21 protein-coding genes are annotated in these 26,277 nt (G+C 72.6%); 13 read left to right on the top strand and 8 right to left on the bottom strand.

Annotated elements, in window-relative coordinates:
* Positions 1-29: 29 nt before the first annotated feature.
* The 4 genes from OG715_RS35985 (at position 30) to OG715_RS35970 (ending at position 5,317) form a co-directional block, all read left to right on the top strand.
* Positions 30-1,442 (top strand): GNAT family N-acetyltransferase, encoded by a 1,413-nt coding sequence (locus tag OG715_RS35985; RefSeq protein WP_266273083.1) that lies wholly within the window; start codon positions 30-32, stop codon positions 1,440-1,442.
* Between the two features lie 425 nt (positions 1,443-1,867).
* Complete coding sequence (locus tag OG715_RS35980) at positions 1,868-3,130, top strand: MurT ligase domain-containing protein (protein WP_266273085.1); 1,263 nt, start codon at positions 1,868-1,870, stop codon at positions 3,128-3,130.
* Between the two features lie 64 nt (positions 3,131-3,194).
* Positions 3,195-3,923 carry a type 1 glutamine amidotransferase gene (locus tag OG715_RS35975; RefSeq protein ID WP_045942902.1) on the top strand — a complete coding sequence of 243 codons (729 nt, stop codon included), beginning with the start codon at positions 3,195-3,197 and terminating at the stop codon, positions 3,921-3,923.
* Positions 3,924-4,291: 368 nt separating this feature from the next.
* Positions 4,292-5,317: a 6-phosphofructokinase gene (locus OG715_RS35970; protein WP_266273086.1), complete on the top strand. Its 1,026-nt coding sequence runs from the start codon at positions 4,292-4,294 to the stop codon at positions 5,315-5,317.
* A 117-nt stretch (positions 5,318-5,434) separates the two neighbouring features.
* On the opposite strand, the gene melC2 is transcribed toward OG715_RS35970, so the two are convergent.
* Positions 5,435-6,262 carry a tyrosinase MelC2 gene (gene melC2, locus OG715_RS35965; RefSeq protein ID WP_266273087.1) on the bottom strand — a complete coding sequence of 276 codons (828 nt, stop codon included), beginning with the start codon at positions 6,260-6,262 and terminating at the stop codon, positions 5,435-5,437.
* 69 nt (positions 6,263-6,331) lie between these two features.
* Positions 6,332-6,742 carry an apotyrosinase chaperone MelC1 gene (gene melC1 / locus OG715_RS35960; RefSeq protein WP_266273088.1) on the bottom strand — a complete coding sequence of 137 codons (411 nt, stop codon included), beginning with the start codon at positions 6,740-6,742 and terminating at the stop codon, positions 6,332-6,334.
* 352 nt (positions 6,743-7,094) lie between these two features.
* Between melC1 and OG715_RS35955 the strand changes: the two genes are divergently transcribed.
* From OG715_RS35955 to OG715_RS35935, 4 genes are all read left to right on the top strand, one after another.
* Positions 7,095-8,090 (top strand): 2-hydroxyacid dehydrogenase, encoded by a 996-nt coding sequence (locus OG715_RS35955; RefSeq protein ID WP_266273089.1) that lies wholly within the window; start codon positions 7,095-7,097, stop codon positions 8,088-8,090.
* Between the two features lie 465 nt (positions 8,091-8,555).
* Positions 8,556-8,720 (top strand): SflA family class IV lanthipeptide, encoded by a 165-nt coding sequence (locus OG715_RS35945; RefSeq protein WP_266273090.1) that lies wholly within the window; start codon positions 8,556-8,558, stop codon positions 8,718-8,720.
* Between the two features lie 2 nt (positions 8,721-8,722).
* Positions 8,723-11,506, top strand: a complete 2,784-nt coding sequence (locus OG715_RS35940; protein ID WP_438268130.1) for a class III lanthionine synthetase LanKC N-terminal domain-containing protein — start codon at positions 8,723-8,725, stop codon at positions 11,504-11,506.
* 306 nt (positions 11,507-11,812) lie between these two features.
* The gene (locus OG715_RS35935) at positions 11,813-12,781 is read left to right on the top strand and encodes a cytochrome c oxidase assembly protein (RefSeq protein ID WP_266273092.1); all 969 of its coding nucleotides are present in this window, start codon (positions 11,813-11,815) and stop codon (positions 12,779-12,781) included.
* Between the two features lie 123 nt (positions 12,782-12,904).
* Here the strand turns inward: OG715_RS35935 and OG715_RS35930 are convergent, their stop codons facing one another.
* Positions 12,905-13,612: a TetR/AcrR family transcriptional regulator gene (locus tag OG715_RS35930; protein WP_266273093.1), complete on the bottom strand. Its 708-nt coding sequence runs from the start codon at positions 13,610-13,612 to the stop codon at positions 12,905-12,907.
* A 142-nt stretch (positions 13,613-13,754) separates the two neighbouring features.
* Here OG715_RS35930 and OG715_RS35925 point away from each other — a divergent pair, with 142 nt between their 5' ends.
* On the top strand, positions 13,755-15,254 hold the full coding sequence (locus OG715_RS35925; RefSeq protein WP_266273094.1) for an MFS transporter: 1,500 nt from the start codon (positions 13,755-13,757) through the stop codon (positions 15,252-15,254).
* Positions 15,255-15,375: 121 nt separating this feature from the next.
* On the opposite strand, the gene OG715_RS35920 is transcribed toward OG715_RS35925, so the two are convergent.
* The 3 genes from OG715_RS35920 to OG715_RS35910 all read right to left on the bottom strand — a co-directional run bounded on the left by OG715_RS35920 (position 15,376) and on the right by OG715_RS35910 (position 18,627).
* The gene (locus OG715_RS35920; protein WP_266273095.1) at positions 15,376-17,598 is read right to left on the bottom strand and encodes an NADP-dependent isocitrate dehydrogenase; all 2,223 of its coding nucleotides are present in this window, start codon (positions 17,596-17,598) and stop codon (positions 15,376-15,378) included.
* Positions 17,599-17,729: 131 nt separating this feature from the next.
* Entirely contained in the window at positions 17,730-18,155 is a 426-nt protein-coding gene (locus OG715_RS35915) for a DUF4180 domain-containing protein (RefSeq protein WP_266273096.1), read from the bottom strand.
* A complete protein-coding gene (locus tag OG715_RS35910) occupies positions 18,148-18,627 on the bottom strand; it encodes a helix-turn-helix domain-containing protein (RefSeq protein ID WP_266273097.1) in 480 nt (159 codons plus the stop codon). The genes OG715_RS35915 and OG715_RS35910 overlap by 8 nt, the downstream gene beginning before the upstream one ends.
* 235 nt (positions 18,628-18,862) lie before the next feature.
* Between OG715_RS35910 and OG715_RS35905 the strand changes: the two genes are divergently transcribed.
* Positions 18,863-19,255: an SAV_915 family protein gene (locus tag OG715_RS35905; RefSeq protein ID WP_266273098.1), complete on the top strand. Its 393-nt coding sequence runs from the start codon at positions 18,863-18,865 to the stop codon at positions 19,253-19,255.
* Positions 19,252-19,563, top strand: coding sequence for a hypothetical protein (locus OG715_RS35900; RefSeq protein WP_030396286.1), 312 nt, complete (start codon positions 19,252-19,254; stop codon positions 19,561-19,563). The genes OG715_RS35905 and OG715_RS35900 overlap by 4 nt, the downstream gene beginning before the upstream one ends.
* 88 nt (positions 19,564-19,651) lie before the next feature.
* Here the strand turns inward: OG715_RS35900 and OG715_RS35895 are convergent, their stop codons facing one another.
* Positions 19,652-20,968 carry a DUF2254 domain-containing protein gene (locus tag OG715_RS35895; RefSeq protein WP_266273099.1) on the bottom strand — a complete coding sequence of 439 codons (1,317 nt, stop codon included), beginning with the start codon at positions 20,966-20,968 and terminating at the stop codon, positions 19,652-19,654.
* Positions 20,969-21,405: 437 nt separating this feature from the next.
* Between OG715_RS35895 and OG715_RS35890 the strand changes: the two genes are divergently transcribed.
* Positions 21,406-22,965: an APC family permease gene (locus OG715_RS35890; RefSeq protein WP_266274577.1), complete on the top strand. Its 1,560-nt coding sequence runs from the start codon at positions 21,406-21,408 to the stop codon at positions 22,963-22,965.
* A 90-nt stretch (positions 22,966-23,055) separates the two neighbouring features.
* Here the strand turns inward: OG715_RS35890 and OG715_RS35885 are convergent, their stop codons facing one another.
* Complete coding sequence (locus OG715_RS35885; RefSeq protein ID WP_266273100.1) at positions 23,056-24,681, bottom strand: FAD-dependent oxidoreductase; 1,626 nt, start codon at positions 24,679-24,681, stop codon at positions 23,056-23,058.
* Between the two features lie 303 nt (positions 24,682-24,984).
* Here OG715_RS35885 and OG715_RS35880 point away from each other — a divergent pair, with 303 nt between their 5' ends.
* The gene (locus OG715_RS35880) at positions 24,985-26,151 is read left to right on the top strand and encodes a SchA/CurD-like domain-containing protein (RefSeq protein WP_266273101.1); all 1,167 of its coding nucleotides are present in this window, start codon (positions 24,985-24,987) and stop codon (positions 26,149-26,151) included.
* The last annotated feature ends 126 nt before the right edge of the window (positions 26,152-26,277 follow it).

The raw sequence follows: 26,277 nt of genomic DNA, 5'->3' as shown, positions 1-26,277 counted from the left end.
GTGAAACACGGAAGCGGCAGATTGATGGCATGGAGCACACGGAGCAGCTGACGCCCACGACCGATCCGACCACGACCCCCTCCCGTGCCCAACGCCGCGGCCTCCGCAACCACCGCTGGCGGCGCGACGCGGTGGAGCTCTCCGCCGTCTTCCTCTCGGTGACCGCCGCCGACCTGGTGGCCAAGCTGGTGGTGCACGGACCGGACGGGCCGGCGGTGCTCGGCGTGTCCGCCGTCGCGCTGCTCGCCACCGCGCTGTTCCACACCTGGTGGGCACACCGCCACCAGCTGCACGGTCCCCCGGCGCCGGACGCGCCCGCGCCGCCGGGGGTGCCGGAGGCCGAGCCGCTGCGGGGGCCGCTGCACGACTTCGAGGGCAGCTCGCTGTGGCGGGTCCGCACCACCGTGCAGGACTCCCCCGGCAGTCTGGCCCGGGTCTGCGCGGCCCTCGCCGGCCGGCAGGTGAACATCGTCTCGATGCAGTCCCACCCGCTGCCGACCGGCGCGGTGGACGAGTTCTTCGTCCGCGCGCCGCGCTCGCTCACCCGGGCCGACCTGACCGCGCTGGTGGCCGGGGCCGGCGGGCACGACATCTGGACCGGCCCGGCCGACGCGCACGACCTGGTGGACGTGCCCACCCATGTGCTGGCCCTCGCCACCCGGACGGCGCTGGACGCCGCGGAGCTGCCGATCGCGCTGCGCCAGCTCTTCGGGCAGTGCAGCATCCGGCAGTACCCGGGGGCGGCCGCGCGCGGCACCGCCGGGGTGGACGGCCATGTGATGCGGCTGCCCGTCCCCTCCGGCGACCTGGTCGAACTCACCCGCCCGCAGCTGCCGTTCACCCCGACCGAGTTCGCCCGGGCGCAGGCCCTGGTCGAGCTGGACACCCTGCTCGGCCCCCGGGTGCCGGACGTCCGGGCCCAGCTGAGCGTGCCGGCCGGCGCCGAGCTGACCGTGCGGCGCGCGGACGCCGACGACAAGGCGGCCGCGCTGGCGATGCACCACCGCTGCTCCCCCGAGACCCTGCGCAAGCGCTACCACGGGCCGGTCCGGGACGCCGACCGCTACCTGGACCACCTGCTGGACGCCCGGCACGGGCAGGCCCTGACCGTCGAGACGGCGGACGGGCGGATCGTCGCCCTCGGACACCTGATGTGGGACGACGACAGCGCCGAGGTGGCGGTGCTGGTCGAGGACGCCTGGCAGCGGCGCGGGCTGGGCCTGGACCTCATGCGGCGGATGTCCGCGCTGGCCCTGGAGGCCGGGGTGGAGACGGTGTACGCGGTCACCCAGTCGTCCAACACCGGGCTGATCGCGACCATGCGCCGGCTGGCGGCCCCGCTGGACTACGAGGTGGACGAGGGCACCCTGGTGATCACCGCCCATCTGGCGGAGGCCGCCGAGGAGCTCCCGGTGCCCTGGCAGACCCGTCCGGGCCGCTGAGAACGGGGCGTCCCCAGAACCGCTCACAGGCTGTCTTCGGGGCCGCGCGACCCCGCGATCGAGTCGTACCGGTGAGCAGATCGGACAGGTCCGGTAATCGTCCGGTCATTTCTTCACCACATCCTCACCAAGAACCTCACCGGCCCCGGGCCGGGCGGCCCCAGCGCCGCCCGGCCCGGGGCGCGCGCGGAACCGCCGCACCCCGCCCACGCGTCCCCGACGGCGAACGGCCCGTCCGTACACCGCCCACCCCGACCCCGCGTCAGGACCTCCCGGACCGCCGCTCCCGGGGCGTCGCAGCAGGCGGCACGGGGTCCGGGGAGTCGAGCCGGGCGACGGAGTCGGTAGGCTGATCCCGTCCCCGCCGCCCGACGGCCCGTAGTCCGGCCCCCGGGCGGTGCCGCAGCAAGGAGGAACCACTGAGCATGGCAGGCACCGAATCGGAGCCCACAGGCGCACGCGACGCCTCGCTGCCGGCACGCGCGAAGATCGCGGTGACCGCCGGCAAGGTGGCCGCCGCCGTGTCCCGCAAGGCCGGCCGAGGCAGCGGCTCGGTGATCGGCGGCAAGGTCGCGCTCAGGCTCGACCCCGATCTGCTCGCCACCCTCGCCGACCACCTGGACGTGGTGCTGGTCAGCGCCACCAACGGCAAGACCACCACCACCCGTCTGATCGCCGAGGCGCTGCGCGCCGCCGGCCCGGTGGTCTCCAACGCCCTGGGCGCCAACATGCCGGCCGGCATCACCTCCGCCCTGGCCGGCGGCTCGGAGGCCCGCTTCGGCGTGATCGAGGTCGACGAGAAGTACCTGGCCGGCGTCGCCCGCGACACCCGCCCCAAGGCGATCGCCCTGCTCAACCTCTCCCGCGACCAGCTCGACCGCGCCGCCGAGACCCGGATGATGGCCGAGAAGTGGCGCGAGGGCCTCCAGGACACCGAGGCCGTGGTGATCGCCAACGCCGACGACCCCCTGGTGACCTGGGCCGCCTCCTCCTGCAAGAAGGTGGTCTGGGTGGCCGCCGGACAGGCGTGGAAGGAGGACGCCTGGTCCTGCCCCGCCTGCGGCGGTGTGATGCAGCGCCCCGGCGACGACTGGTTCTGCCAGGAGTGCGGCTTCCGGCGCCCCAACCCGCACTGGGCGCTCCAGGGCACCCATGTGATCGACCCGCAGCGCGGCGCCTGGCCGATCCAGCTCCAGCTGCCCGGCCGGGCCAACCTCGCCAACGCCACCAGCTCGGCCGCCGTGGCCGCCGTGTTCGGCGTCTCCCCGCAGGTCGCCCTGGAGCGGATGCGCAGCGTCTCCGCGGTCGCCGGCCGCTACGACGTGGTGCAGTACCAGGGCCGTGACATAAGGCTGCTGCTGGCCAAGAACCCGGCCGGCTGGCTGGAGACCTTCTCGCTGATCGACGGCCCGCCCACCCCGGTGGTGCTCTCGGTCAACGCGCTCGACGCGGACGGCACCGACACCTCCTGGCTGTGGGACGTCGACTACGAGCGGCTGGCCGGGCACCCGGTCTTCGTGCTGGGCCAGCGCAAGCTGGACCTCGCGGTGCGCCTGGAGGTCGCCGGGCTGCAGTTCCACGTCGTGGACTCGCTGGAGCAGGCTGTCCGGATGGCCCCGCCCGGCCGGATCGAGGCGATCGCCAACTACACCGCCTTCCAGCAGCTGCGGAAGGTCGTGGCCGGCTGATGCCGGACCGGCACCCGCAGCCCCCAGCAGCCCACCGCACGTACGTCATGGAAGGCCTTCGAGGATGAGTGAGAGCAGCCTGCGCGTGGTCTGGGTCTACCCCGACCTGCTCAGCACCTACGGCGACCGGGGCAATGCCCTGGTCGTGGAGCGCCGGGCCCGCCAGCGCCATCTCAACGTGACCCGGATCGACGTCCGCTCCGACCAGTCGGTGCCCACCAGCGGCGACATCTACCTGATCGGCGGCGGTGAGGACCGCCCGCAGCGGCTGGCCGCCGAGCGGCTGCGCAACGACACCGGGCTGGTGCGGGCGGCCGAGAACGGCGCGATCATCTTCGCGGTCTGCGCCGGCTACCAGATCCTCGGCCACGAGTTCGTCAACGACCTCGGCCAGCGCGAGCCGGGCCTCGGCCTGCTGGACGTGTGGACCACCCGCGGCGAGGGCGAGCGCTGCGTCGGCGACGTGCTGGCCGACGTGGACCCGGCGCTCGGGCTGCCGCAGCTGACCGGGTTCGAGAACCACCAGGGTGTGACCCACCTCGGCCAGGGCGTCAAGCCGCTGGCCCGGGTCACCGCCGGCCGGGGCAACGGCACCGGCGACGGCACCGAGGGCGCCTGGCGGGACACCGTCTTCGGCACCTACCTGCACGGCCCGGTGATGGCGCGCAACCCCGCCGTCGCGGACATGCTGCTCAAGCTGGCGCTGGACGTGAACGCCCTGCCGCCGGCCGACACCACCTGGTACGACGCGCTGCGCGCAGAGCGCATCGCGGCCACGACGCGCCCCGCCTAGTACGACCCCGGTCCGTCCACCCGGTGCCCGCGATGCGGTCATGGGCTCCCCGGACGGGCCGGGACGTACGACAATGGGGCTGCCCCGTCCCGGGGCTGCCGGCTGCACACCCTCCTCGGCAGCAGGCTGCATTTCCACGCGGGGGCGTCGACGACGCCGCTCCCGCGTCGGCTCCTGCCCGGCCGGACGCAGGCGCCGTATGCTCGACTCCACGGCCGGTTTCGGATGTTCTGTCCGAATCGGCCGGTCCTTCACCCGACGGTCACCTCCGCGCCCACCCGGCGCGGGTACGGCCTGTCATGGTGGTGGTCCGTCGTCCCAGCCTGTAGTCCGGCCGTTCCTCGGTTCTGCTCGGGAGTTGCAAAGCAATGCGTATTGGAGTGCTGACCAGCGGCGGTGACTGCCCCGGCCTGAACGCGGTGATCCGGTCCGTGGTCCACCGGGGGGTGGTCGACCACGGCGACGAGATCATCGGGTTCGAGGACGGCTGGCGCGGTTTCCTCGAAGGGCACCACCGGCCCCTGACCCTCGACTCGGTGAGCGGCATCCTCGCCCAGGGCGGCACCATCCTCGGGTCCTCCCGGGTGCAGCCCAGCCATCTGCGCGACGGCGTCGAGCGCGCCAAGAAGTACTGCGCGGACCTCGGCCTGGACGCGGTGATCCCGATCGGCGGCGAGGGCACCCTCAAGGCCGCCAAGCTGATGAGCGACGCGGGCCTGCCCATCGTCGGCGTGCCGAAGACCATCGACAACGACATCGCGTGCACCGACGTCACCTTCGGCTTCGACACCGCCGTCTCGGTCGCCACCGAGGCGCTGGACCGGCTGAAGACCACGGCCGAGTCGCACCAGCGCGTCATGGTGGTCGAGGTCATGGGCCGCCACACCGGCTGGATCGCCCTGAACGCGGGCATGGCGGCCGGCGCGCACGCGATCGTCGTGCCGGAGCGCCCGTTCCACATCGAGAAGCTCACCGCGGTCGTCCGGGAGCGCTTCGACCGCCAGAAGAAGTTCGCCATCGTGGTCTGCGCCGAGGGCGCCAAGCCCGAGCCCGGCACCATGCACTGGGAAGAGGGCAGCAAGGACATCTACGGCCACGAGCGGTTCACCGGCATCGCCACCCAGCTCTCCGGCGAGCTGGAGCACCGGCTCGGCAAGGAGGCCCGTCCGGTGATCCTCGGCCACACCCAGCGCGGCGGTACCCCGACCGCCTACGACCGGGTCCTCGCCACCCGCTTCGGCTGGCACGCCGTGGAGGCCGTCCACAAGGGCGCCTTCGGGCACATCACCGCCCTCCAGGGCACCAACATCAGCCTGGTGCCGCTGGCCGAGGCGGTGGCCGAGCTGAAGACCGTGCCGGCCGACCGCTACCTGGAGGCCGAGACGGTCATCTGACCGCCCGCCCCCGTACGTCCGGTGCCCCGGCCCCCGAGAGCGCGAGCCTCGGGGGCCGGGGCCGTTCGCGGCGACTGCCCCGCCGGGAGCGGAACCGGACCGGCGGCGATCAGCCGGTCAGAAGCCGGTGTCGTAGGTGTAGGTGCCGCTGTGGTCGAGCAGGTCGGCCGGGGTGACCGTGTTCCACGGCTTCATCCGGTCGTTGAGGTCGATCACGTCGGGCGTGCCGGCCGTCGGCAGGTAGGTCTTGCCGGGGTTGCGCTTCTGCCACTCGGACCACAGCTTGTCGACGAAACAGTGGTGCAGCCAGAACACCGGGTCGTTGGGCGACATCCCGGTGGCCATCTGGCCGCCCACCCAGACGTGCACCCGGTTGTGCAGGTTGACCCCGCGCCACCCCTCCAGGTTGTTGCGGAAGCCGGCCGAGGAGCTGTTCCACGGCGCGGCGTCGTAGGTGGTGATGGCGAGCACCGACTCGGTGTCGGTCCGGCTGGGCAGCTGGGCCACCCCGGTGCCGAGCTGGCGGCGCAGATAGGTGCGGCTGTCGGTGTTGACGTTGAGCCGCCAGTTGCCGCCGGAGAAGGCGAACGGGCCGGTGGTCACCTGGCCGTCGCTGCTGCGGCCGTTGCCGCCCATGAAGTCGGCGCCCCAGATCCCGGCGGTGGCGGTGCGGTCGGCCGTCCAGTCCCAGTACGGGAGGTTGACGCTCGGGTCGACGGCCTGCAGCGCGCGCTCGAACTCCAGCAGGTACTGGCGGTGCCAGGGCAGGAAGGAGGGCGAGCGGTGCCCGGTGCGCTCGCCGTTGTCGACGTCGCTGATGATGAACTGGTTGTGCGTGGTGACGAACGGGTCGTAGCCGCCGTTCGCCTTGAGCGCCAGTACGGCGTTGACGAACGCGCGCTTCTCCTGGGCCGTCAGGTTCGCCTGGTTCTTGCGGACTCCCATGAGTCCCCCCTCTGGTGGTGGTGTATCGGTCTCGGGTGGCCGAGCGGCCGGGTGGCCGGGTGGCCGGAATCAGGCGGTGACGACGGGGACGAGCGTGGCGCCCTGGAGGTCGTTCACGGCGGCCCGGGCGAGCGCGCGCGGCGTCGCGAAGGTCTGGTAGTGGTTGACGACGCTGATCCAGGTGCCGTCGGCGTTGCGCATCATGTGCAGCTCGTCGCCGTCGATCCGCACCTCGTAGCCGGTGCCGGCGGCGCCGCCGTGGTGGTGGCTCCCCACGTCGGCCGGGCGGCCCTGGATCCGTCGGCCCTGGAAGACCTCGTCGAAGCTGTCGGACGCGCCCGGGTCGGCGGCGGTGGCGGCCCCGCCGCCGGGGCCCGCGAGACCGATCACGACGGTGCCGGTGGCAACGGTCAGGGCGGCCGCGGCCCCCTGCAGCATCCGTCGGCGCGTCAGCTCCGTGGCATGGGTGTCCTCGGACATGGTGATACCCCCTCAAGTGCCCGGGGCTGTGGTTCGGGCACTGTTCACGAACGATTGGTTAATCGTTAAACGAAGGTGATTCCTTGATCGAATCACTCGTTTCGATGGTCGCAATGCTTGTTGACCTACGGAACAGCCGATCGGCGGGGGTACGTAGGGTTGCGTATAAATCCGGTCATTTTCTGTCACATGCCGAACACGCAGCGATCACCCCGGTGTTCACCCGGCGATCACGCCGGCGACCACCCTCGGCCGCGTCCGCCTGGCGGGACCGGCAGGAGTCGCCCTAGCGTGACCGGAGGAGCGCGACGGAAGCGCAACGGAGCGGACGAGACCCCGGAGGGGCCAGGCGATGGAGATCCTCGCGTACGGCGTACAGGCCGACGAGCGACCGCTGCTGGAGAAGGCCTTCGCGGGCCGGCACTCCCTGCGCTGCCTCTCCGTCTTCCTCAACCGCGACACCGCCCCGCTCGCCGCCGGGTACCCGGCCGTCAGCAGCAGCGTCAACGCCGAACTCGACGCCGCGACCCTCGCCGCCCTCGCCGCCGGCGGCACCAAGCTGATCGCCCAGCGCTCCACCGGCTTCAACAACATCGACCTCGACGCCGCCGCCGAACTCGGCCTGACCGTCGCCCGGGTCTCCCACTACAGCCCCTACGCGGTCGCCGAACACGCCTGGACGCTGGCGCTGGCCGTCAACCGCAGGCTCACCCGGGCCGCGAGCCGCTCCCGCGAGTTCGACTTCCGCCTCGACGGCCTGCTCGGCCGCGACATCCACGGCATGACCGTCGGCGTCATCGGCACCGGCAAGATCGGCGAATGCTTCGCCCGCATCGCGGCCGGATTCGGCACCGAGCTCCTCGGCTGGGACATCGCGGAGAACCCCGCCTGCCTCGACCTCGGCCTGACCTACACCGAACTCCCCGAACTGCTCTCCCGCGCCGACCTCGTCAGCCTGCACGTGCCCCTGCTGCCCTCCACCCACCACCTCATCGACGCCACCGCCCTCGCCCGCATGAAGAACGACGCCATCCTCGTCAACTCCAGCCGCGGCGGCCTCGTCGACAGCGCCGCCCTCGTCGAGGTCCTCCGCGCCGGACACCTCTCCGGCGTCGGCCTCGACGTCTACGAGGAGGAAACAGGCGTCTTCTTCACCGACCGCTCCATCGAAGGCATCACCGACGACACCCTCGCCCGCCTCGTCACCTTCCCCCAGGTCCTCGTCACCAGCCACCAGGCCTACTTCACCCGCACCGCCGTCGGCCAGATCATCGACGCCACCGTCCGCAACATCGACGACTTCGCCGCCGGCCGCACCAACGGGAACACCCTCGTCCCGAAGACGTGAGACTGCTGATCCCTCCGACGGGGAGCTGTCGGAATGCGGCGTCGGACAGGCCACCGAAGACGTGCCGGTCCGGGGTGGGCGGTGCGTGGCCGGTACGGTAGCCGCACAGGTTCCAGGTTCGGACCGGGACCTCGGGCGGGACGGGGGCGAACGGGTCGAGCGGCCCGAAGAGGCCGGGCGCGCACCGGCACGACCGCATCCCCGTCCTCGGGGGGGCGACGGCCGACGACGCCCGCGACCGCGGTCGCACCAGCCCCGCCGATCAGCATGTTCGACGATGGAGAAGCCTCCACATCTGTTACGCCGCTGTGAAGTTGGCGTCACCTGACCTCTTGTCAGAGAAGCCCTTCCTCCCTACCTTCGTGGATCAGGATCACAGTCCAACAGGCTGTTCGTCCGTAGCGGTCGCGACCCGCGCCCTCACCCATGCATGACAGGACTTGGAGGCGTCACATGCCCGTAGCCATGACGGAACTCCCGAAGGTCGACGAATTCAGCTACGCCGGCCCGCTGGTGGTCGACGACGAGACCCTGGTGTTCGAGGACGACGACCGCAGCGACCACGGCGCCACCGCCTGCCTCGTGGACCCCTGGGTGACCGCCACCACCCGCTTCGCCTGCGGGGACTAGGAGTGCTCCGGTCCATCGTCGGCCGCAGCGGACGGTCGGACGACAAGTGGTCGTACCTGAACGATCCGCGCATGCCGGCGATGGACCACGGTTGGAAACTCCACATCTCGGCCCGACCCGACGGACTCGAGGCTGTGACCGGTCTCGTACTTCCGGTGCTGGAGCGGTTCGTCTGCCACGCGAAGTTCGCCCGGAGCCCGCAGATCCTGCGTGAGATCAACTCCGGCACAGCGAGCGCGGGGGTGGTCGGCAAGGCGATCACGGTCTACCCGGTGACGGGCATCGTGGTCGAACTCGCCGAGGAGCTCGTCTCCGTACTGGGCGGCTGGGAAGGCCCGCAGGTCGTCAGCGACCGACGAGTCGACCCGCGGGCCCCGGTCTACTACCGTTACGGGCCCTTCACGGCCGCCTACCGCACCGGCCGCAGCGGACGGTTGGAGTCCGTCATGGTCGGGCCGGGCGGCCGGGCCTTCGACGGCCTTGCCAGCGGTTCCTACCGGTGCCCCCCATGGGCCGAGGACCCCTTCGCCGACCGGCAGCGGAACGCGAGCGCGGCCGGGGCCGGGGCCGGGGCCGGTGGAGAGCCGTCGGCGCCCGCACCCGGGACGGGCGGTGGACGCTACCGGGTCACCGGCGGCATCGTGCGCAAACCCGAGGGCAATGTCTACCGGGCCCTCGACCGGGTCACCGGGGCGTCGGTCGTGATCAAGCAGGCCCGGGCCTTCGTGGCCGAGGACGAATCGGGTGCCGATGCCCGCGACCGGCTGCGCCACGAACACACCGTCCTCGCCGCGCTCGACGACGTCACCGGGGTGCCGCGCGCACTGGACTACTTCGGGCACGGGGCCGACGAGTACCTGGTGCTGACGGACTGCGGCGATCGGAACCTGCGACGGGACGTCCGGGACGAGGGACCCTACCGGGACCCGGGGCCGCGCCCGGACAGCGGGCCGAACCCGGACAACGAACGCGAGTCGAACGGGCCTCGACGCGACGGGTCCGGCCGGGACGGCGTGCGCCGTCGGGACGGGGATGCCCGACCCCCGCGCGGGCTGGGCGAGTTGGCCCTCGGGCTGCTGTCCGTCCTCGACGAGGTCCACGGACGGGGTGTGGTCGTCCGCGATCTGAAGCCCGACAACGTCGTGCTCGACGCCGCAGGCCGGTGCCGGCTGATCGACTTCGGGATCGGCGAACTGCACGGCGTCGGTCCGGACGGCGCAACACCCGGGTACAGTCGGCCGGTTCGTGCGACCGGACCCGCCGAGGCCGCCGACGACTACTACGCCCTGGGGGCGACCCTGTACTTCGCCGCCACCGGTCTGGATCCGGTGATCGTCGATACGGACGCCGGGGTCAACCGGGAGCGCACCCTGGAGAGCCTGGCATGGGTCCTCCCGGGTGACCAGCACCGGTGGGTCCGTTCGGTGATAGGGGAGTTGACGAGTCTCGACCCCGCCCTGCGCAGGGCCTGCGCCGAGCGACTCCGCGCCGAGAGGAACGAGGCCGCAGTCGGGGCACCCCCCGGGGCGGCGGATGTGCCCAGCGCCCCCGAACCGCCCGCAGCCCCCGCTGTCCGCGCCGCCCGGGAGACGCGCAGGACGCCCGAGGGTCCACGACGCCTGCGGCTCGATGCCGGACTGGTCGAGGAGATCGTCGAGCACACGACGGCGTTCTGCGTCGACGAGGCATTCAGGATCGTTGATCCGGCGCTCGCCGCCCGCGCGGACGTCCCGACACCGATCGACGTCTACGGCGGCAGCTCGGGGCTCGGACTGGAACTGCTGCGCCATGCGGACCGGCCCGCCGTGCGCGAAGCCGTGAACGTGCTGGCGCGGTGGACGGCGCAGCAGACCCGGAGCCCGTCCACGGGCTTCTACACGGGCCGCACCGGCGTCGAGCTGTTCCTCGCGGAAGCGGAGGAAGGCGCGGTCGACAGGGCGCGAGCGCCGCGCGCCGACGAGCCGGCGGACAACGCCACGCTGCCCGCCCGGGGCCCGGACGGCGGACCGCCGGAAGCGGACATGATCGAGGGTGTCGCCGGCATCGGCGTCGGCCGCCTGCTGCTCGCACATCAGGCGCGGGAAGCAGGCGACCCCGGCCTGGCCGACAGGCACCTCGCCGTCGCCGCCGAGTGCGACCGGATGCTGGCCGACGGCCGGGCCCGGCTGACGCCCGCAGGCATTGAGCGGGCCGGTGACGCCGCGCTGCGCGAGGGCCTGGCCCACGGCACGGCGGGTGTCGCGTACTTCCTGGCGGAGTACGCCGGTGCGACCGGGGATCCCGGAGCGACCGACAGAGCCCGGCTGGCGTGCGCACGTCTGGCGGCCGTCACAACGGACATCGTCGCGCTGGCGACCGCGCCGACCGCGACGCGACGCTACGGCTCCTGGTGCCGCGGGCTGGCGGGAATCGGGGCGGTACTGGTCCGGGCCGCCGACCGCCTGGACGAGCCGAAGCACCTCGCCCTCGCCGAGCGGACTGCGCGCACCTGCGCCGTACTGGCGCCGCGGATGCCGTTGGTCACCCAGTGCTGCGGGCTGTCGGGTGTCGGTGACCTGATGGTGGACGTGGCGCTTGCGACCGACTCCGAGGAGTTCTGGGAGTCGGCCGGGACCGTCGCGGCGATCATCCTGAGCCGCAGCGGCGGCACCCGGTCCCGTCCGGTCTTCCCCGACGCGAACCTGGCCGGAGCGAGCGCCGGCTGGGCCGGCGGTTCCGCCGGTGTGCTCGCGTTCCTCCGGCGCCTGCACGAGCAGGGCGGACCGCGGCTCGGGATGATCGGCTGACGCCCCGGAACCGCGCGGCGCCGGCCCACGCGTTCCGGCGGCGGGACGGAGGACCGGGAGCGGGTCCCACGCCGAGTACCCGCGGTGGCGACCGCTCCGGCGGTTCACCGGACTGGCCCTACGGCTTCCACGGCCTCACGGACGAGAACCTCGCCGATTCCACCCACGCGGACGGCTGACCCCGGGGAGAGGCCCCGGGTAAGGCCCGCCTAGGCTGTACGACGAAGCAAAACGGGCGAACCGGACCCACCCAGGGACCGCGAGGACGGAAAGCAGGACCCGCCGATGGGCGACGGAATGTCAGGCATGCACCACCACGGCGGGATGACCGAACTAGGACCGTTCTCGTTCTCCAATGTGCTCACCTGGTCCCCCGACTGGGTGTTCCTGGCCGCCGCCCTGGCCGGGCTCGCGCTGTACCTGCTCGGCGTGGTGCGGCTGCGGCGGCGCGGGGACAGCTGGTCGGTCGGGCGCACGGTGGCCTGGGTACTGGGCGTCGGCTCGGTGATCCTGGTCACCTGCACCGGGCTGAACGACTACGGCATGGTGCTGTTCAGCGCGCACATGATCCAGCACATGGTGCTCTCGATGCTGTCGCCGATCCTGCTGCTGCTCGGCGGGCCGATCACCCTGGCGCTGCGCGCGCTGCGGCCGGCCGGCCGCGGACGTCCGCGCGGGCCGCGCGAGCTGCTGGTGGCGCTGCTGCACTCGACCTATGTGAAGGTGGTCTCGCACCCGGGCTTCACCATCCCGCTGTTCATCGCGAGCCTGTACGGCGTCTACTTCACCCCGCTGTTCGACTTCCTCATGCAGTACCGGCTCGGGCACATCGCCATGATGGTGCACTTCCTGGCGACCGGGCTGGTGTTCTTCTGGCCGATCATGGGCGTGGACCCGGGCCCGCACCGGCCGGGCCATGTCATGCGGATCATCGAGCTGTTCATGGGCATGCCGTTCCACGCCTTCTTCGGCGTCGCGGTGATGATGGCCAACCACCAGCTGGTCAAGACCTTCACCACCGAGGGGGCGCCGCCCGGCACCGACCTGCTGGCCGACCAGAAGCTGGCCGGCGGCATCACCTGGGCGTTCGGCGAGATCCCGACCGCGATCGTGCTGATCGCGCTGGTCTACCAGTGGATGCGCTCGGAGGCGCGGCTCTCGCGCCGCCAGGACCGCGCCGAGGAGCGGAGCGGTGACGCCGAGCTGGCGGCGTACAACGCCTATCTGGCCTCGCTGGACCAGCGCAACCGGCGGCCGGCGGCCGACGCCGGCTGATCCGACCCGACCTGCCGAACCGGCCGAAGACCTTCGACGAGCCCCCGTCCGATCGCGGACGGGGGCTCCGTCGTGTCCGGGAACGGGGACGGGGACGGGGCGGGGACGGGGACGGGGACGGACTCAGGCGCCGCGCGGGGCCTGCCGGGCGAGGCCGGCGACCAGGATGTCCAGGCCGAACTCGAAGCGCTCGTCGCCGACGTTGCGGGTGAGCGCGGCGGCCATCGAGGTGATCATCGGATAGCGCTCGGTCGGGATGGTCGCGAAGTACTCGTGGATCCGCTCGGTGAACTCCTCGGTGTTGCCCCCGCCCCGGGTGGACGCCTCGAAGGCGGTCGCGGTGGTGTACAGGCCCAGCAGGTCGACCCCGTAGGCGGCGGTCTGCTCGTCGAGTCCGCCGGCCCGCAGCACGGCGAGCATGGCCTCGGCGATGTCCATCGCGTGCGGGGTGGTCGGGACGTTGGCGACCACGGCGGCCTTGGCCAGGTCCCGGTGCGAGAGCAGCGCCTCGCGGGAGCGCCGCAGCAGGCCCTTGATCTGCTCCTCCCAGCGGGCCGGGTCGGCTTCCTCCAGCTCGATGTCGGCGTAGGCGAGGTCGAGGACCAGCTCGACCAGCTCCTCCTTGGAGCCGACGTGGGCGTAGAGGCTGGCCGCGCCGGTGCCGAGCTCCTGGCCGACCCGCCGCATGCTCAGGGCGTCCATGCCCTCGGTGTCGACGATCCGCAGCGCCGCCTCGACGATCCGCTCCCGGCTCAGCGGCTGCCGCCGGGGTGCCCGCTCCCTGTCCTGCCAGTGCTCGGGCCAGCCGGAGCGCGGGGCGGCACTGGTCATGGGGGCTCCTTCGTGGTCGGTGACAGGACCCACAGTACTTGACACGAACACCGTTCCATGGGAGAACACTGTTCGTTCAAGAAAACAGTGTTCGTAATGACGAACGCCGTTCGTCACTGGCTCTCGCTCCGGAGACCTCCCCATGACCAGTCAGATCGCCCCGCCCGCGCCCACCGGAACGCCGTCCACCGGCTACCGGCTGCGCTGGGCGGGACTCGCCGTCATCCTCGCCGCCGAGGTGATGGACCTCCTCGACACCACGATCGTCGGCGTCGCCGCGCCCGCCGTCCGGCAGGACCTCGGCGGCAGTGACGCCCAGATCCAGTGGATCACCGCCTCCTACACGCTCGCCTTCGCCGTCCTGCTGATCACCGGCGGCCGGCTCGGCGACCTCTTCGGCCGTAAGCGCCTCTTCGTCCTCGGCGCGGCCGGCTTCACGCTCGCCTCGGTGCTCTGCGCCGCCGCGCCCGGCGCCGGCACCCTGGTCGCCGCCCGTACCGTGCAGGGCCTGTTCGCGGCGCTGCTCATCCCGCAGGGCCTCGGACTGATCAAGGCGATGTTCCCGCCCAAGGAGCTCGGCACCGCCTTCGGCCTGTTCGGCCCGATCCTCGGGCTCTCCTCGGTGCTCGGCCCGACGCTCGGCGGCTACCTCACCGGGGCCGACTGGTTCGGCCTCGGCTGGCGGGCGGTCTTCCTGATCAACCTGCCGGTGGGCCTGCTCGCCGTGTTCGCGGCCGGGCGGATCCTGCCCGCCGACCGCCCCGACCGCGCCGGCCGGAGCACCACCGGCACCGACGCCGGCACCGGTACCGGTACCGGTACCGGACGGATCGACCCGGTCGGCGTGCTCGTGCTCGGCCTGGCCGTCCTGCTGCTGGTCTACCCGCTGGTGCAGGGCCGCGAGCTCGGCTGGCCGCTGTGGACCTTCCTCTCGATGGCCGCCTCGGTGCCGACGGCCTGGCTCTTCACCGTCCAGCAGCGCGGCGTCCTGCGGCGCGGCGGCACCCCGCTGATCGAGCCCTCGCTCTTCGGCAAGCGGGCCTTCGTCTCGGCACTCGCCACCGGGCTGGTGTTCTTCGCCGCCCTCTCCGGCCTGATGCTGGTCTTCACCCTCCACCTCCAGCTCGGCCTGGGCTGGACGCCGCTGCACGCCGGGCTGTCGATGATCCCGCTCTCGATCGGCGTGGTCGTCGGCGCCGTGCTGTCCGGCGCCCTGCTGGCCCCCCGGTACGGCCGCCGGGTGCTGCACCTCGGCATGGTGCTGGCCGCCGCGGGCGCGCTCGGCCTGTGGGCCACCGTGGACGGCGCCGACGGCCTCACCTCCTGGCAGCTGGCACCGGCGCTCGCCCTGGCCGGCCTCGGGCTCGGCCTGATCATGGCTCCGTTCTTCGACATCGCGCTCGCCGGGGTCGAGGAGTCCGAGACCGGCTCCGCCTCCGGTGTCCTCAACGCCCAGCAGCAGCTGGGCGGCTCGATGGGCGTCGCCCTGCTCGGCACCGCGTTCTTCGGGTGGGCCCGGACCGACGGCTTCGGGCACGCGGCCGGCCTGACCTACGGCCTCGTCGCCGCGCTGCTCGCGGCGGCCTTCGTGATCGCCTTCCTGCTCCCCCGGCAGGCCCGCCCGGACGGCGAGGGGCACTGAACCCGCCGCCGGCCCCCCACTCCCCCCGCCGCTCCCGGGCGGCCGGGGGAACGCCGGGAGGCCCCGGGGTCCGTCGTGACGGACCCCGGGGCCTCCCGGGTCGTGCGCGCTGCGGGCGGGATCAGCCGAGGTTGGCGATCGCCTCGTTGAGCGTCTTCGAGGGACGCATCACGGCCGCGGCCTTGGCCGGGTCCGGCTGGAAGTAGCCGCCGAGCTCGACCGCGGAGCCCTGCACGGCGCCGAGCTCCTCGACGATGGCCGCCTCCTGCTCGGTCAGCGTCTTGGCCAGGCCCGCGAAGGCCTCGGCCAGGGCGGCGTCCTCGGTCTGGCCGGCCAGCTCCTGGGCCCAGTACAGGGCCAGGTAGAAGTGGCTGCCGCGGTTGTCGATGCCACCGAGGCGGCGGCTCGGCGACTTGTCCTCGTTGAGGAAGGTGCCGGTGGCGCGGTCCAGGGTGTCGGCCAGCACCTGGGCACCGGCGTTGCCGGTGGTGCGGGCCAGGTGCTCGAAGCTGGCGGCCAGCGCGAAGAACTCGCCCAGGCTGTCCCAGCGCAGGTAGTTCTCCTTGACCAGCTGCTGGACGTGCTTCGGGGCGGAGCCGCCGGCGCCGGTCTCGAACAGGCCGCCGCCGTTCATCAGCGGGACGACCGACAGCATCTTGGCGCTGGTGCCCAGCTCCAGGATCGGGAACAGGTCGGTCAGGTAGTCGCGCAGCACGTTGCCGGTCACCGAGATGGTGTTCTCGCCGCGGCGGATGCGCTCCAGCGAGAACGTGGTGGCCTCGACCGGGGCCAGGATCTCGATCCGCAGACCGGTGGTGTCGTGCTCCGGCAGGTACGCCTTGACCTTCTCGATCAGCACGGCGTCGTGGGCGCGGGTCTCGTCCAGCCAGAACACGGCCGGGTCGCCGCTGACCCGGGCGCGGGTGACGGCCAGCTTCACCCAGTCGCGGATCGGCAGGTCCTTGGTCTGGCAGGCGCGGAAGATGTCGCCCGGCTGGACGGCCTGCTCCAGGACGACCTCGCCGGTGGCGGCGTCGACCAGGCGGACGGTGCCGGCGGCGGCGATCTCGAAGGTCTTGTCGTGGCTGCCGTACTCCTCGGCGGCCTGGGCCATCAGGCCGACGTTCGGGACCGAGCCGATGGTGGCCGGGTCCAGGGCGCCGTTGGCGCGGCAGTCGTCGATGACGGCCTGGTAGACACCGGCGTAGCTGCTGTCCGGCAGCACGGCCAGGGTGTCGGCCTCCTGGCCGTCCGGGCCCCACATGTGGCCGGAGGTGCGGATCATGGCCGGCATCGAGGCGTCGACGATGACGTCGCTCGGCACGTGCAGGTTGGTGATGCCCTTGTCCGAGTCGACCATCGCGAGCGCCGGACCGGCGGCCAGCTCGGCCTCGAAGGAAGCCTTGATCTCGGCGCCGTTCTCCAGCGCGTCGAGACCGGCCAGGATGCCGCCGAGGCCGTTGTTCGGGTTCAGACCGGCGGCGACCAGCGCCTCGCCGTACTGGGCGAAGGTCTGCGGGAAGAACGCCCGGACCACGTGGCCGAAGACGATCGGGTCCGAGACCTTCATCATGGTGGCCTTGAGGTGGACCGAGAACAGCACACCCTCGGCCTTGGCGCGGGCGACCTGCGCGGCCAGGAACTCGTTCAGCGCGGCGGCGCGCAGGACCGAGGCGTCCACGACCTCGCCGGCCAGCACCGGGACGGACTCGCGCAGCACGGTGGTGGTGCCGTCCTCGGCGAGCAGCTCGATGCGCAGCGCACCGGCCTCGGCGATCACGGTCGACTTCTCGGTGGAGCGGAAGTCGTTCACGCCCATGGTGGCGACGTTGGTCTTGGAGTCGGCCGACCAGGCACCCATGCGGTGCGGGTGGGTCTTGGCGTAGTTCTTGACCGACGCGGGGGCGCGGCGGTCGGAGTTGCCCTCACGCAGGACCGGGTTGACGGCGCTGCCCTTGACCTTGTCGTAGCGGGCGCGGACGTCCTTGTCCTCGTCGGTCCGCGGGTCGTCCGGGTAGTCCGGCAGCGCGTAGCCCTGCGCCTGCAGCTCGGCCACGGCGGCCTTGAGCTGCGGGATCGAGGCCGAGATGTTCGGCAGCTTGATGATGTTGGCACCCGGGGTCTTGGCCAGGGCGCCCAGCTCGGCGAGGGCGTCGCCGATCCGCTGGTCCTCGGTCAGACGCTCCGGGAAGCTCGCGATGATCCGCCCGGCGAGGGAGATGTCGCGCGTCTCCACCTTCACGCCCGCGGTCGAGGCGTACGCCTGGACGACCGGCAGGAACGAGTACGTCGCCAGGGCAGGCGCCTCGTCGGTGTGCGTATAGATGATGGTCGAGTCAGTCATCGGTACTCCGCTTCACGTCTCCAACGTCTTGACGTCAAGATATCTCGTGACCGGCCCTCCGCTCCACCTCCCCCCGGCACGGATCAGCTCCACGGTCGACCCGATGTCGCCCGGGGGGCAAGCCGGACGGGTCACGGGGAGGGCCGGAAGGTGCCGTTCCGGGCGTCGTGCAGTGCCTCGATCCGGGCGTCGAACTCGGCCTCGTCGGCGAGGAACCACAGCTGGCGGCCCCGATTGCCCTCCCGGACGAAGTCGCGGAGCGCACCACTGGCCCCGGTGTACGCGGAGAGGTCGCCGACCACGGCGAGGCCGACCCGGTACTGGGCGAACTTCTGGGTGACCTCCCCGGCGAGTCGGGTGCCCAGGATGAAGAACTCCGCCCCGAACCGGGCGGCGGGCACGAGCAGCCACTCGGCGTCCTGGGCGAAGGCCTCGCCGAGCAGGTCCATGCCGTCGGCCGGTGCGCGGACCACCGGGCCGTCGGCGGACAGCCGCACCACGACCGGGGCGGGGGCGGACACGGGAGCGGGGGCGGGCGTCGGGAGCGGCTCAGACATGGCGGTTCTCCGTGGTCAGGGTGTGGACGAGGAGCAGCAGCTCGGCGGCGTCGGCCGGGGCGCCGAGGACGATCACCTTGAGGGTCGAGCGCTCCTCGTTGTGCAGCGTCTCGATCCGCAGTGGCACTCCGCCTCCGCGCGGTCCGGAGACGGCGGCGAGCAGGGTGTTCGACAGCCGCGCGGCCTCCCGGACGCCGATGGCGTCGATCTGCACCACGACGGACGCCTCGGCGTGCAGCGGCCCCGGGGCCGCGGGCGGCGAGTCCTCGGACTCGGCGGTGGCGTCGGCGCCGTCGGAACCGGGGCCGCCGGCGAAGGACTCGAAGTCCCGGCGGGCGATCCGGTACTGCTTGCCGATCCTGGTGGCCCGCAGCCGGCCGTCGCGGACATAGCCGCGGACCGTGCGGACGTGCAGTCCGAGCAGTTCGGCAACCTGCTCGACCGAGAAGTACTCCGGGGGGTGCTCCGGCACCGGCCGCCTCCTTCACCTTGTCGCTTCGTTACGCAAACTACCATGGCACAGGTCACGATAGGGAAGGATAAGGAAGGGCGTCCGGTGAGCGGTGCACCCGACCGTCAGGACTTCGTCAACGCGGCGCTGCATTCGGTCAACGCTGCGTCAGGAAGGTTCTCCGCCCGGCCGCGACGGTCCTAGCGTCGGAGGTGCAGTTCCGGCAGGCCCCTCTCCACCACTCGGGAGCACCCGCATGGCCCGCGTCGTCGTCTGGCACGTCCCGGTCACCGTCATCGGACGGACCACCTCCCTCCGCCTCTTCCGCCTGCGCGACGGGCGCCGCTGCGCCGTCGGCTTCAGCTCCGCGGGCGCGCTCGCCGAGCTGCTCGGCCCGGAGCAGGCCGCCGTCGAACTCGGCGAACCGGCGCTGCGGGCGCTCACCGCGCCGCTCGGCGTCGAGGAGCTCGTCCTGGACCCGCGACTGGTCGCCGCGCCCGTCCTCGCCCCCGCCGTCGCGCCCGCCGCCGCCGACACCGTCGCAGCGGCCGCCGCAGCGGCTCCTGGCGATCCGTCCGCCGACGGCGCCGCCCGCCCGGCCGCCGGGCGTCCCACCACCCGGCCCGGTGCGCGACTGCAGCGCCGGTGAGCGCACTCCATCTGGTCCCCGAGGCACCCCGGCCCGAACCGGCCCGGCCGCTCCAGGCCCTCGCCCGGGTGAGCTTCGGCCCCGTCCCGCTGGACTTCGACCGGCTGGTCGCCGAACTCCCGGCGGTGCAGAGCGGGTTGGCGCTGGCCGGCGGCGCCGACCTGGAACTCCGGCTGGCCTGCACGGGACCGGAGGAGTTGCGCGCCGTCTCGGCCGCCCTGCTCCGGGCCGGTGCGGCCCACGTCCATGTCGATCTGGTGCTCCGCGCCCTCGTACCGGCCCGGCCGACCCTGCGGCCGGTGCCCTGAGGACCCCCCGAGAACCCCCGGGGGCCCGGGCCGGTGCACCCGAGCCCCCGGGCCCCCGGGCCACCCCGCGTCGCGGCGCCCGGGCCGGTCAGCCGATGCCCTGGCGGTCCGGGCGCAGGGCGAAGGCCCGGACCTCCGGGTCGGCCTGCTCCTGGGTCACCGCCCGGACCAACAGGACTTGCTGCTCCAGGAGTTCGGGCCGGCGCCGGTCCGGGGCGATGCGCAGCAGGTCGTCCAGCGCGGCGGTCAGGCGGCGGGTCACCTGGGGGTGCCCCGCGCCGCAGAGCCGGATCTCGGTGAAGGCGAGGTCGACGATGCTCGACCAGCCCGGCACCGGTTCGACCAGCCGGACCGCACCGTGCCGGTCGCGGTGGCAGAGGTCGCCGAAGCTCTCGTGGAGCAGCGTCGCGAGCAGCTGGTGGATCCGGTCGACGGCCTGCACGGCGGTGGTCGGGTCGTTGACGGCGGGCGAGAGCGCGCGGATCGCGATGTCCACGAGCTGGCGGAAGCCGAAGCTCAGGTCCTGGTGCATGGTGCGGTCGACGCCGACATTGAGCGCCTGGGCGATCCGCCGCGAGCGCGGCGGGCGCTCGCCCGCCACCCGGACGATCGGGGTCCCGGGGGCGATGAAGTCCCCGATCCTGGGCACCAGGTGCAGCACCGCGTCGTGCTTGCGGGCGATCCGCAGCAGCCGCCCGATGTTGACGTCCCGCAGCACGCCGGAGCGCCCCTCGTGGAGCAGGGTGTACGCCTCGGGGGGCGCGGGCGGTGCGGGTTCGGCCGGCATCAGCCGGTACTGGAGCAGGACGGCCATCGACTCGTTGGCCACTCGATCAATGACGTGCGGGACGCGCAGCAGCCTCATGGTGGACTGCACGTAGAGCACGAAGAGGCCGAGGCTGAGCACGACCAGGAGGACGGCCACCACGCTGGAGAAGACCGGTACCGAGGTGAGCTTGGCCGGGTCGGTGGAGTCGTCGTAGCTGAACTGGACCAGCAGCGCGAAGAGGAAGGTGGCCAGGCAGACCGAGAAGGCGGCCTTGGTCAGCCGGCTGCGGACGTAGAGCCGCAGCACCCGCGGGCTGAACTGGCTGGCGGCCATCTGCAGGGCCACCAGGGAGATCGAGAACACCACGCCGATGAACGTCAGCATCGCCGAACTCACGGTCGACACCACGGACTTGGCGGCACTGTTGAAGCGCAGCAGCTCGTCCACCGAGCCGGTGTCGGCGACGCTCTGACTCACCACCGCCTCGTCGAGCTCGGCGGTCAGCCCGGCCAGCAGCACGGCGGCGACGCAGGCGAGCAGCGGGGCGAACCAGAACGACTCGCGCAGGTGCTCGCGCAGCGGGGAGAGCGGTCGGTAGCGGACCGGCGGCCGCGGCCCGGTCTGGCGGTCGGTCATCGCCCCAGGCTAGGCGTCCGTGCGCGAGAGCCCCCGGCACGCCACGCGCCGGTATTTCTATGCGCTCCGACCGATTTCTATAAACCGGGATGCCGTCCATATTGCACGAGTACGGACCGAGGCTCAATTCGCGCTCAAATAGCGGAACTACCCGCGAGTCACGTAACGGGCACATGAACACATGGCCTCCTACCTGCGGGAATATCCCGCGAAGTAGGTAAACATTCAGTAATGAAATCTGTGCAGAGGTCTATGAATACGCCTACTGTGTGGCAACTCTCCGCGCTCCGCACCGCCGGAGCTCCCACAGCACAGAGAGATTGCGAATGGCCTCCCTCAACCAGCTCACCCCGCCCGGATCGAGCACCGGCACCGCCGGCGCCACCGGCACCACCACCCACCGGTCGCTCCGGCGCGAGGTCGGCCTCATCGGCCTCATGTGGGCCTCGGTCGGATCGATCATCGGCTCGGGTTGGCTCTACGGAGCCAAGAACGCCGTCGTCGTGGCCGGCCCGGCGGCGATCGTCGCCTGGGGCATCGGCGCGGTCGCGATCGTCCTGCTGGCCTTCGTGCACGCCGAGCTCGGCGGCATGTTCCCGGTCGCCGGCGGCACGGCACGCTACCCGCACTACGCCTTCGGCGGCCTGGCGGGCATGTCGTTCGGCTGGTTCTCCTGGCTCCAGGCCGCCACCGTCGCCCCGATCGAGGTCGAGGCGATGATCGGCTACGCGGGGCACTGGGAGTTCGCGAAGAGCCTCCTCAACGAGAACGGCACCCTCACCGTCAGCGGCTTCGTGGTCGCCGTGCTGCTGATGGGCCTGTTCGTCGCGGTCAACTTCCTCGGTGTCCGGGTGCTCGCCCGCACCAACAGCGCCACCACCTGGCTGAAGATCTTCGTGCCGCTGTTCGCGATCTTCGTGCTCGCCGTGACCAACTTCCACGGCTCCAACTTCAGCTCGCACGGCTTCGCCCCGTTCGGCGTCAAGGGCGTGCTCACCGCGGTCAGCGCCAGCGGCATCATCTTCGCCCTGCTGGGCTTCGAGCAGGCGATCCAGCTGGCCGGCGAGAGCAAGAACCCCAAGCGCGACATCCCGCGCGCGGTGCTCGGCTCGGTCGCCATCGGCACCGTCATCTACGTCCTGCTGCAGGTCGTCTTCATCGCCGCACTGCCCGCCGCCTCCTTCGCCAACGGCTGGGACAAGCTGGACTTCCCCGGCATCGACGGCCCGTTCGCCGGCCTCGCCACCGTGGTCGGCCTGGGCTGGCTGGCCTGGGTGCTGTACTTCGACGCCATCGTCTCCCCCGGCGGCACCGGCCTCATCTACACCACGTCGACCTCGCGCATCGCGTACGGCCTGAGCAAGAACGGCTACGCGCCGCAGCTCTTCGAGCGCGTCGACAAGCGCGGCACCCCGTGGTTCGGCCTGGTCATGTCGTTCGTCACCGGTGTCATCTGCTTCCTGCCCTTCCCGAGCTGGCAGGAGCTGGTCGGCTTCATCGTCTCCGCCAGCGTGCTGATGTACGCCGGCGCCCCGCTGGCCTTCGGCGCGCTGCGCCGCCGGCTGCCGCACCGCGAGCGCTCGTACCGCCTGCCCGGCGGCGCGGTCATCGCCCCGGCCTCCTTCGTGGTCTCCAGCCTGATCATCTACTGGTCCGGCTGGCACACCCTCTCCCGCCTGGGCATCGCCATCGTGGTCGGCTACGGCCTGCTCGGCAGCTACGCCTTCTACGCCACCCGCAAGGGCCTGCCGAACGCCCCCCGCCTGGACCTGCGGGCCGCCCAGTGGCTGCCGGTCTACCTGCTCGGCCTCGGCCTGGTTTCCTGGCAGGGCGGCTTCGGCGACGGCACCGGCCGGATCCCGATGTGGTGGGACATGGCCGCGGTCACGGTGTTCTCGCTGGCGATCTACTTCTGGGCGATCCGGGTCGCCCTGCCCGCCGAGGTCATCGAGCAGAACATCGAGGACGTCGAGGTGGTCGACGCGGGCGGCCACTGACCCCCGCCACCCAGCAGGACGGGCCCGCCGGTACGCACCGGCGGGCCCGTTCCGCTGTCCCGGGCGGACGACGGATCGTCCTGGACCCCGCTACAGGGAGAGCACCTCGCGCAGCGCCCGCTCGACCTCCCCGGCCGGGTCCTCGGCCGGGCCCTCGGCGCGCCAGGCCACGAAGCCGTCCGGGCGGACCAGCAGGGCGCCGTCGGGGCCGATGCCGTGCAGGGCGGCGAAGTCCTCGCCCGGCTCGGGGGCCAGGTCGTCCTCGCCGTCCGAACCGATCCGGAACGCCTCCAGCGGGACGGCCAGCCGGTCCGCCGCGCGGCGGGCGCCCTCCTGCCAGGCGGTGCCCGCCGAACCGGTCAGCAGCACCATCGTCTGCTCGTAGAGGTCGAGGGTGGAGAGCCTGACCCCGGCCCGCCGCAGCCACTGGTGCGGCGCCCGGCTGCCCGGCTCGCCCGCCGACTCGAAGGCCTCCGGGACCACCGGGCCCCCCGGGTCGGTGCCGGTCACCGCGCCCTGCGGGTAGCGGTAGCCGAGCGCCACCGCCAGCACCCCGGCCTGCCGGCCGACCCCCGGCACCACCGCGTAGCCCGGGTGGCTGTGCTCGGCGGAACGCGCCGAGGCCCGCTCGCTGGTCACCCGCGCCACCGGGCGGCGCTCCTGCCCGTAGGTGTCCAGCAGACCGGGACCGGCCCAGCCGCAGAGCACCGCGGCGAGCTTCCAGGCCAGGTTGTGGGCGTCCTGGATGCCGGTGTTCGAGCCGAACGCCCCGGTCGGGGACATCTCGTGGGCGGAGTCCCCGGCCAGGAACACCCGCCCGGAGGAGTAGCTCTCGGCCACCCGCTCGGCCGCGTGCCACGGCGCCCTGCCGGTCACCTCGACGTCGAGCTCCGGCAGGCCGACGGCGGCCCGGATGTGCCGGGCGCAGCGCTCGTCGGTGAACGCCTCCAGCGGCTCGCCGTGCTCCGGGTGCCACGGCGCGTGGAACACCCACTCCTCCCGGTTGTCGACCGGCAGCAGGGCGCCGTCCGCCTCGGGGTTCGTCAGGTAGCAGGCGATGAAGTGGCGGTCGCCGACCACCTCGGCCAGCCGCTTCGCCCGGAAGGTGATGCTGACGTTGTGGAACAGCTCGCCCTGGCCGCTCTGGCCGATGCCCAGCTCGGTGCGGGCCGGGCTGCGCGGGCCGTCCGCCGCGACCAGGTACTGCGCCCGGACGGTCCGCTCCTCCCCGGTCTCCCGGCTGCGCAGCAGCGCCGTCACCCCCTCGTCGTCCTGCTCGAAGGAGAGCAGCTCGGTGCCGAAGCGGATGTCCGCGCCCAGGTCCCGGGCGGCGTGGCGCAGCACCGGCTCCAGGTCGTTCTGGCTGCACAGGCACCAGGAGCTGGGGCTGAAGCGGGCCAGCCGCCCGCCCGGGTCGATCTCGCGGAACAGCCACTCCTGCTCCTCGCCGGTCAGCGAGGGGGCCTGCAGGATGCCGTGGTTCGGGGCCAGGACGGACGCCGCCTCGCGGATCGCCGCCTCGATGCCGGCCACCCGGTACAGCTCCATCGTCCGGACGTTGTTGCCTCGGCCACGCGGGTGACGCGAGGTGTCGGCGTGCTTCTCGACCAGCAGGTGCCTGACACCCAGTCGGCCCAGGAAGAGTGCGGCCGACAGCCCGACCAACGAGCCGCCGACGATCAGGACCGGTACCCGGTCGTCCACCTTCGGATTCATCAATTGCTCCAGCCTGTACGGGAGTTCGGGGCCGAATGCGGGGCTCGGCGCGACCCTCGGAGGGGCCCGCGGACACGGCGGCCCGGTCCTACCGTCCCCCGCGGCGGGGCCGTTCTGGCGCTTCATCGCTCGGATGGCCCGCATGGCTCGCGCCACCCGGGAGCACCGCGCACGATCGACCTCAGACCTGGTGGCCGACGCCACCCCAGCACCCCTCCCCGCCGGAGGCCGACCAGCCCCTCCGGCACCGGAGCCGCCGCACGCGGCCCCCGACGCGTGCGGCCCAGAATCAGAAAGTGGACCATGACGACTCTGTCCGAACCGCCCGCGCGGCAGCACTCCGCCTCCGACACCCGGCTGCGAGTAGTGCTGATGCTGGAGATCCAGGACGGCGCCCAGCAGCGCTTCATGGACGTCTACGAGCAGCTCCGCCACCAGGTCGCCACCGTGCCCGGCCACGTCAGCGACCAGCTCTGCCAGTCCATCAACGACCCCCGCCAGTGGCTCATCACCAGCGAGTGGGAGGACCAGGAGACCTTCCTGGAGTGGGTGGACAGCCCGGCCCACCGCGAGATGGTCAAGCCGATGCACGGCTGCGTCAGCGACACCTTCCGCTCGATGCGCTACACGATCCTCCGCGAGACCTCCGCCGCCGGTGCCACCGGCACCCGGGCCCCGGCCGACGTGCCGGAGGGGCTGCCGCGCACCGCCCCGGCCGGGCAGGTCGGCCCGCCCAAGGCCGACCCCGGCCCGGACGGCGTCGTCCGGCACGCGCTCACCTTCACCGTGAAGCCCGGCACCGAGCCCGAGGTGGCCCGGATCCTGTCCGGCTACGCCTCCCCCCGGGCCGAGGTCGACTCGACCACCCGGCTGCGCCGCACCTCGCTGTTCATGCACGGCAACCGCGTGGTCCGCGCGGTCGAGGTGATCGGCAGCCTCGGCGACGCGCTGCGGCACGTCGCCATGCAGCCCGAGGTGCGGGCCGTCGAGGAGGCGATCAACCCGCACCTGGAGGAGGCCCGCGAGCTGGGCGACCCGCAGGCGGCACGCGCCTTCTTCGCCCGGGCCGCGCTGCCCGCCGAGAACCAGGCCGTGGCCGGCTCCCCGGCCGCCGGACGGCCGCACCGGCACGCCGTGCTGTACCCGGTGAAGCCGGGCCACGGCCAGGCGGTCACCGACCTGCTCGCCGAGTACGACGAGCTCGCCACCGTCGACCCGACCGGCCCGGTCGCGACCAGCACCGTGTTCCACCGGGACGACGTCGTGGTCCGGCTGGTGGACCTGCGGGTGCCGCCGGAGGCGGACCCGGCGGCGGCGCTCGGCATCGCCGGCGAGCGCGAGGCGGCCGTGCTCGGCCGACTGCTCGACCTCGGCGCCGAGGTCGACCTGCGGACCGACGCCGGACTGCGCGCCTTCCTCGCCGCGCGCGCCATGAACCCGGTCACCGACCGCACCTCGCAGGACTCCTGACGTTCCGTCTGATGTCTCCGGACCGGATCTCCGACAGCGGCGGCACCGGCCGGACCCCCGGCAGGACCAGGTAGCACTCGGCAGCACACGGCAGCACCGGCGGCACACCCGGCAGCACCCGGTGGC

The sequence above is a fragment of the Kitasatospora purpeofusca genome (genome assembly GCF_036010405.1).
Taxonomy (GTDB): domain Bacteria; phylum Actinomycetota; class Actinomycetes; order Streptomycetales; family Streptomycetaceae; genus Kitasatospora; species Kitasatospora purpeofusca.
Note: the sequence above shows the minus strand (reverse complement) of the source record. Positions and strands in the feature narration are given on the sequence as shown.

What these genes read in the sequence shown, in the direction of transcription:
- OG715_RS35985 (WP_266273083.1), top strand. Translation starts at nt 30, where the DNA reads ATGGAGCACACGGAGCAGCTGACGCCCACGACCGATCCGACCACGACC.
- OG715_RS35980 (WP_266273085.1), top strand. Translation starts at nt 1,868, where the DNA reads ATGGCAGGCACCGAATCGGAGCCCACAGGCGCACGCGACGCCTCGCTG.
- OG715_RS35975 (WP_045942902.1), top strand. Translation starts at nt 3,195, where the DNA reads ATGAGTGAGAGCAGCCTGCGCGTGGTCTGGGTCTACCCCGACCTGCTC.
- OG715_RS35970 (WP_266273086.1), top strand. Translation starts at nt 4,292, where the DNA reads ATGCGTATTGGAGTGCTGACCAGCGGCGGTGACTGCCCCGGCCTGAAC.
- melC2 (WP_266273087.1), bottom strand. Translation starts at nt 6,262, where the DNA reads ATGGGAGTCCGCAAGAACCAGGCGAACCTGACGGCCCAGGAGAAGCGC.
- melC1 (WP_266273088.1), bottom strand. Translation starts at nt 6,742, where the DNA reads ATGTCCGAGGACACCCATGCCACGGAGCTGACGCGCCGACGGATGCTG.
- OG715_RS35955 (WP_266273089.1), top strand. Translation starts at nt 7,095, where the DNA reads ATGGAGATCCTCGCGTACGGCGTACAGGCCGACGAGCGACCGCTGCTG.
- OG715_RS35945 (WP_266273090.1), top strand. Translation starts at nt 8,556, where the DNA reads ATGACGGAACTCCCGAAGGTCGACGAATTCAGCTACGCCGGCCCGCTG.
- OG715_RS35935 (WP_266273092.1), top strand. Translation starts at nt 11,813, where the DNA reads ATGCACCACCACGGCGGGATGACCGAACTAGGACCGTTCTCGTTCTCC.
- OG715_RS35930 (WP_266273093.1), bottom strand. Translation starts at nt 13,612, where the DNA reads ATGACCAGTGCCGCCCCGCGCTCCGGCTGGCCCGAGCACTGGCAGGAC.
- OG715_RS35925 (WP_266273094.1), top strand. Translation starts at nt 13,755, where the DNA reads ATGACCAGTCAGATCGCCCCGCCCGCGCCCACCGGAACGCCGTCCACC.
- OG715_RS35920 (WP_266273095.1), bottom strand. Translation starts at nt 17,598, where the DNA reads ATGACTGACTCGACCATCATCTATACGCACACCGACGAGGCGCCTGCC.
- OG715_RS35915 (WP_266273096.1), bottom strand. Translation starts at nt 18,155, where the DNA reads ATGTCTGAGCCGCTCCCGACGCCCGCCCCCGCTCCCGTGTCCGCCCCC.
- OG715_RS35905 (WP_266273098.1), top strand. Translation starts at nt 18,863, where the DNA reads ATGGCCCGCGTCGTCGTCTGGCACGTCCCGGTCACCGTCATCGGACGG.
- OG715_RS35895 (WP_266273099.1), bottom strand. Translation starts at nt 20,968, where the DNA reads ATGACCGACCGCCAGACCGGGCCGCGGCCGCCGGTCCGCTACCGACCG.
- OG715_RS35890 (WP_266274577.1), top strand. Translation starts at nt 21,406, where the DNA reads ATGTGGGCCTCGGTCGGATCGATCATCGGCTCGGGTTGGCTCTACGGA.
- OG715_RS35885 (WP_266273100.1), bottom strand. Translation starts at nt 24,681, where the DNA reads ATGAATCCGAAGGTGGACGACCGGGTACCGGTCCTGATCGTCGGCGGC.
- OG715_RS35880 (WP_266273101.1), top strand. Translation starts at nt 24,985, where the DNA reads ATGACGACTCTGTCCGAACCGCCCGCGCGGCAGCACTCCGCCTCCGAC.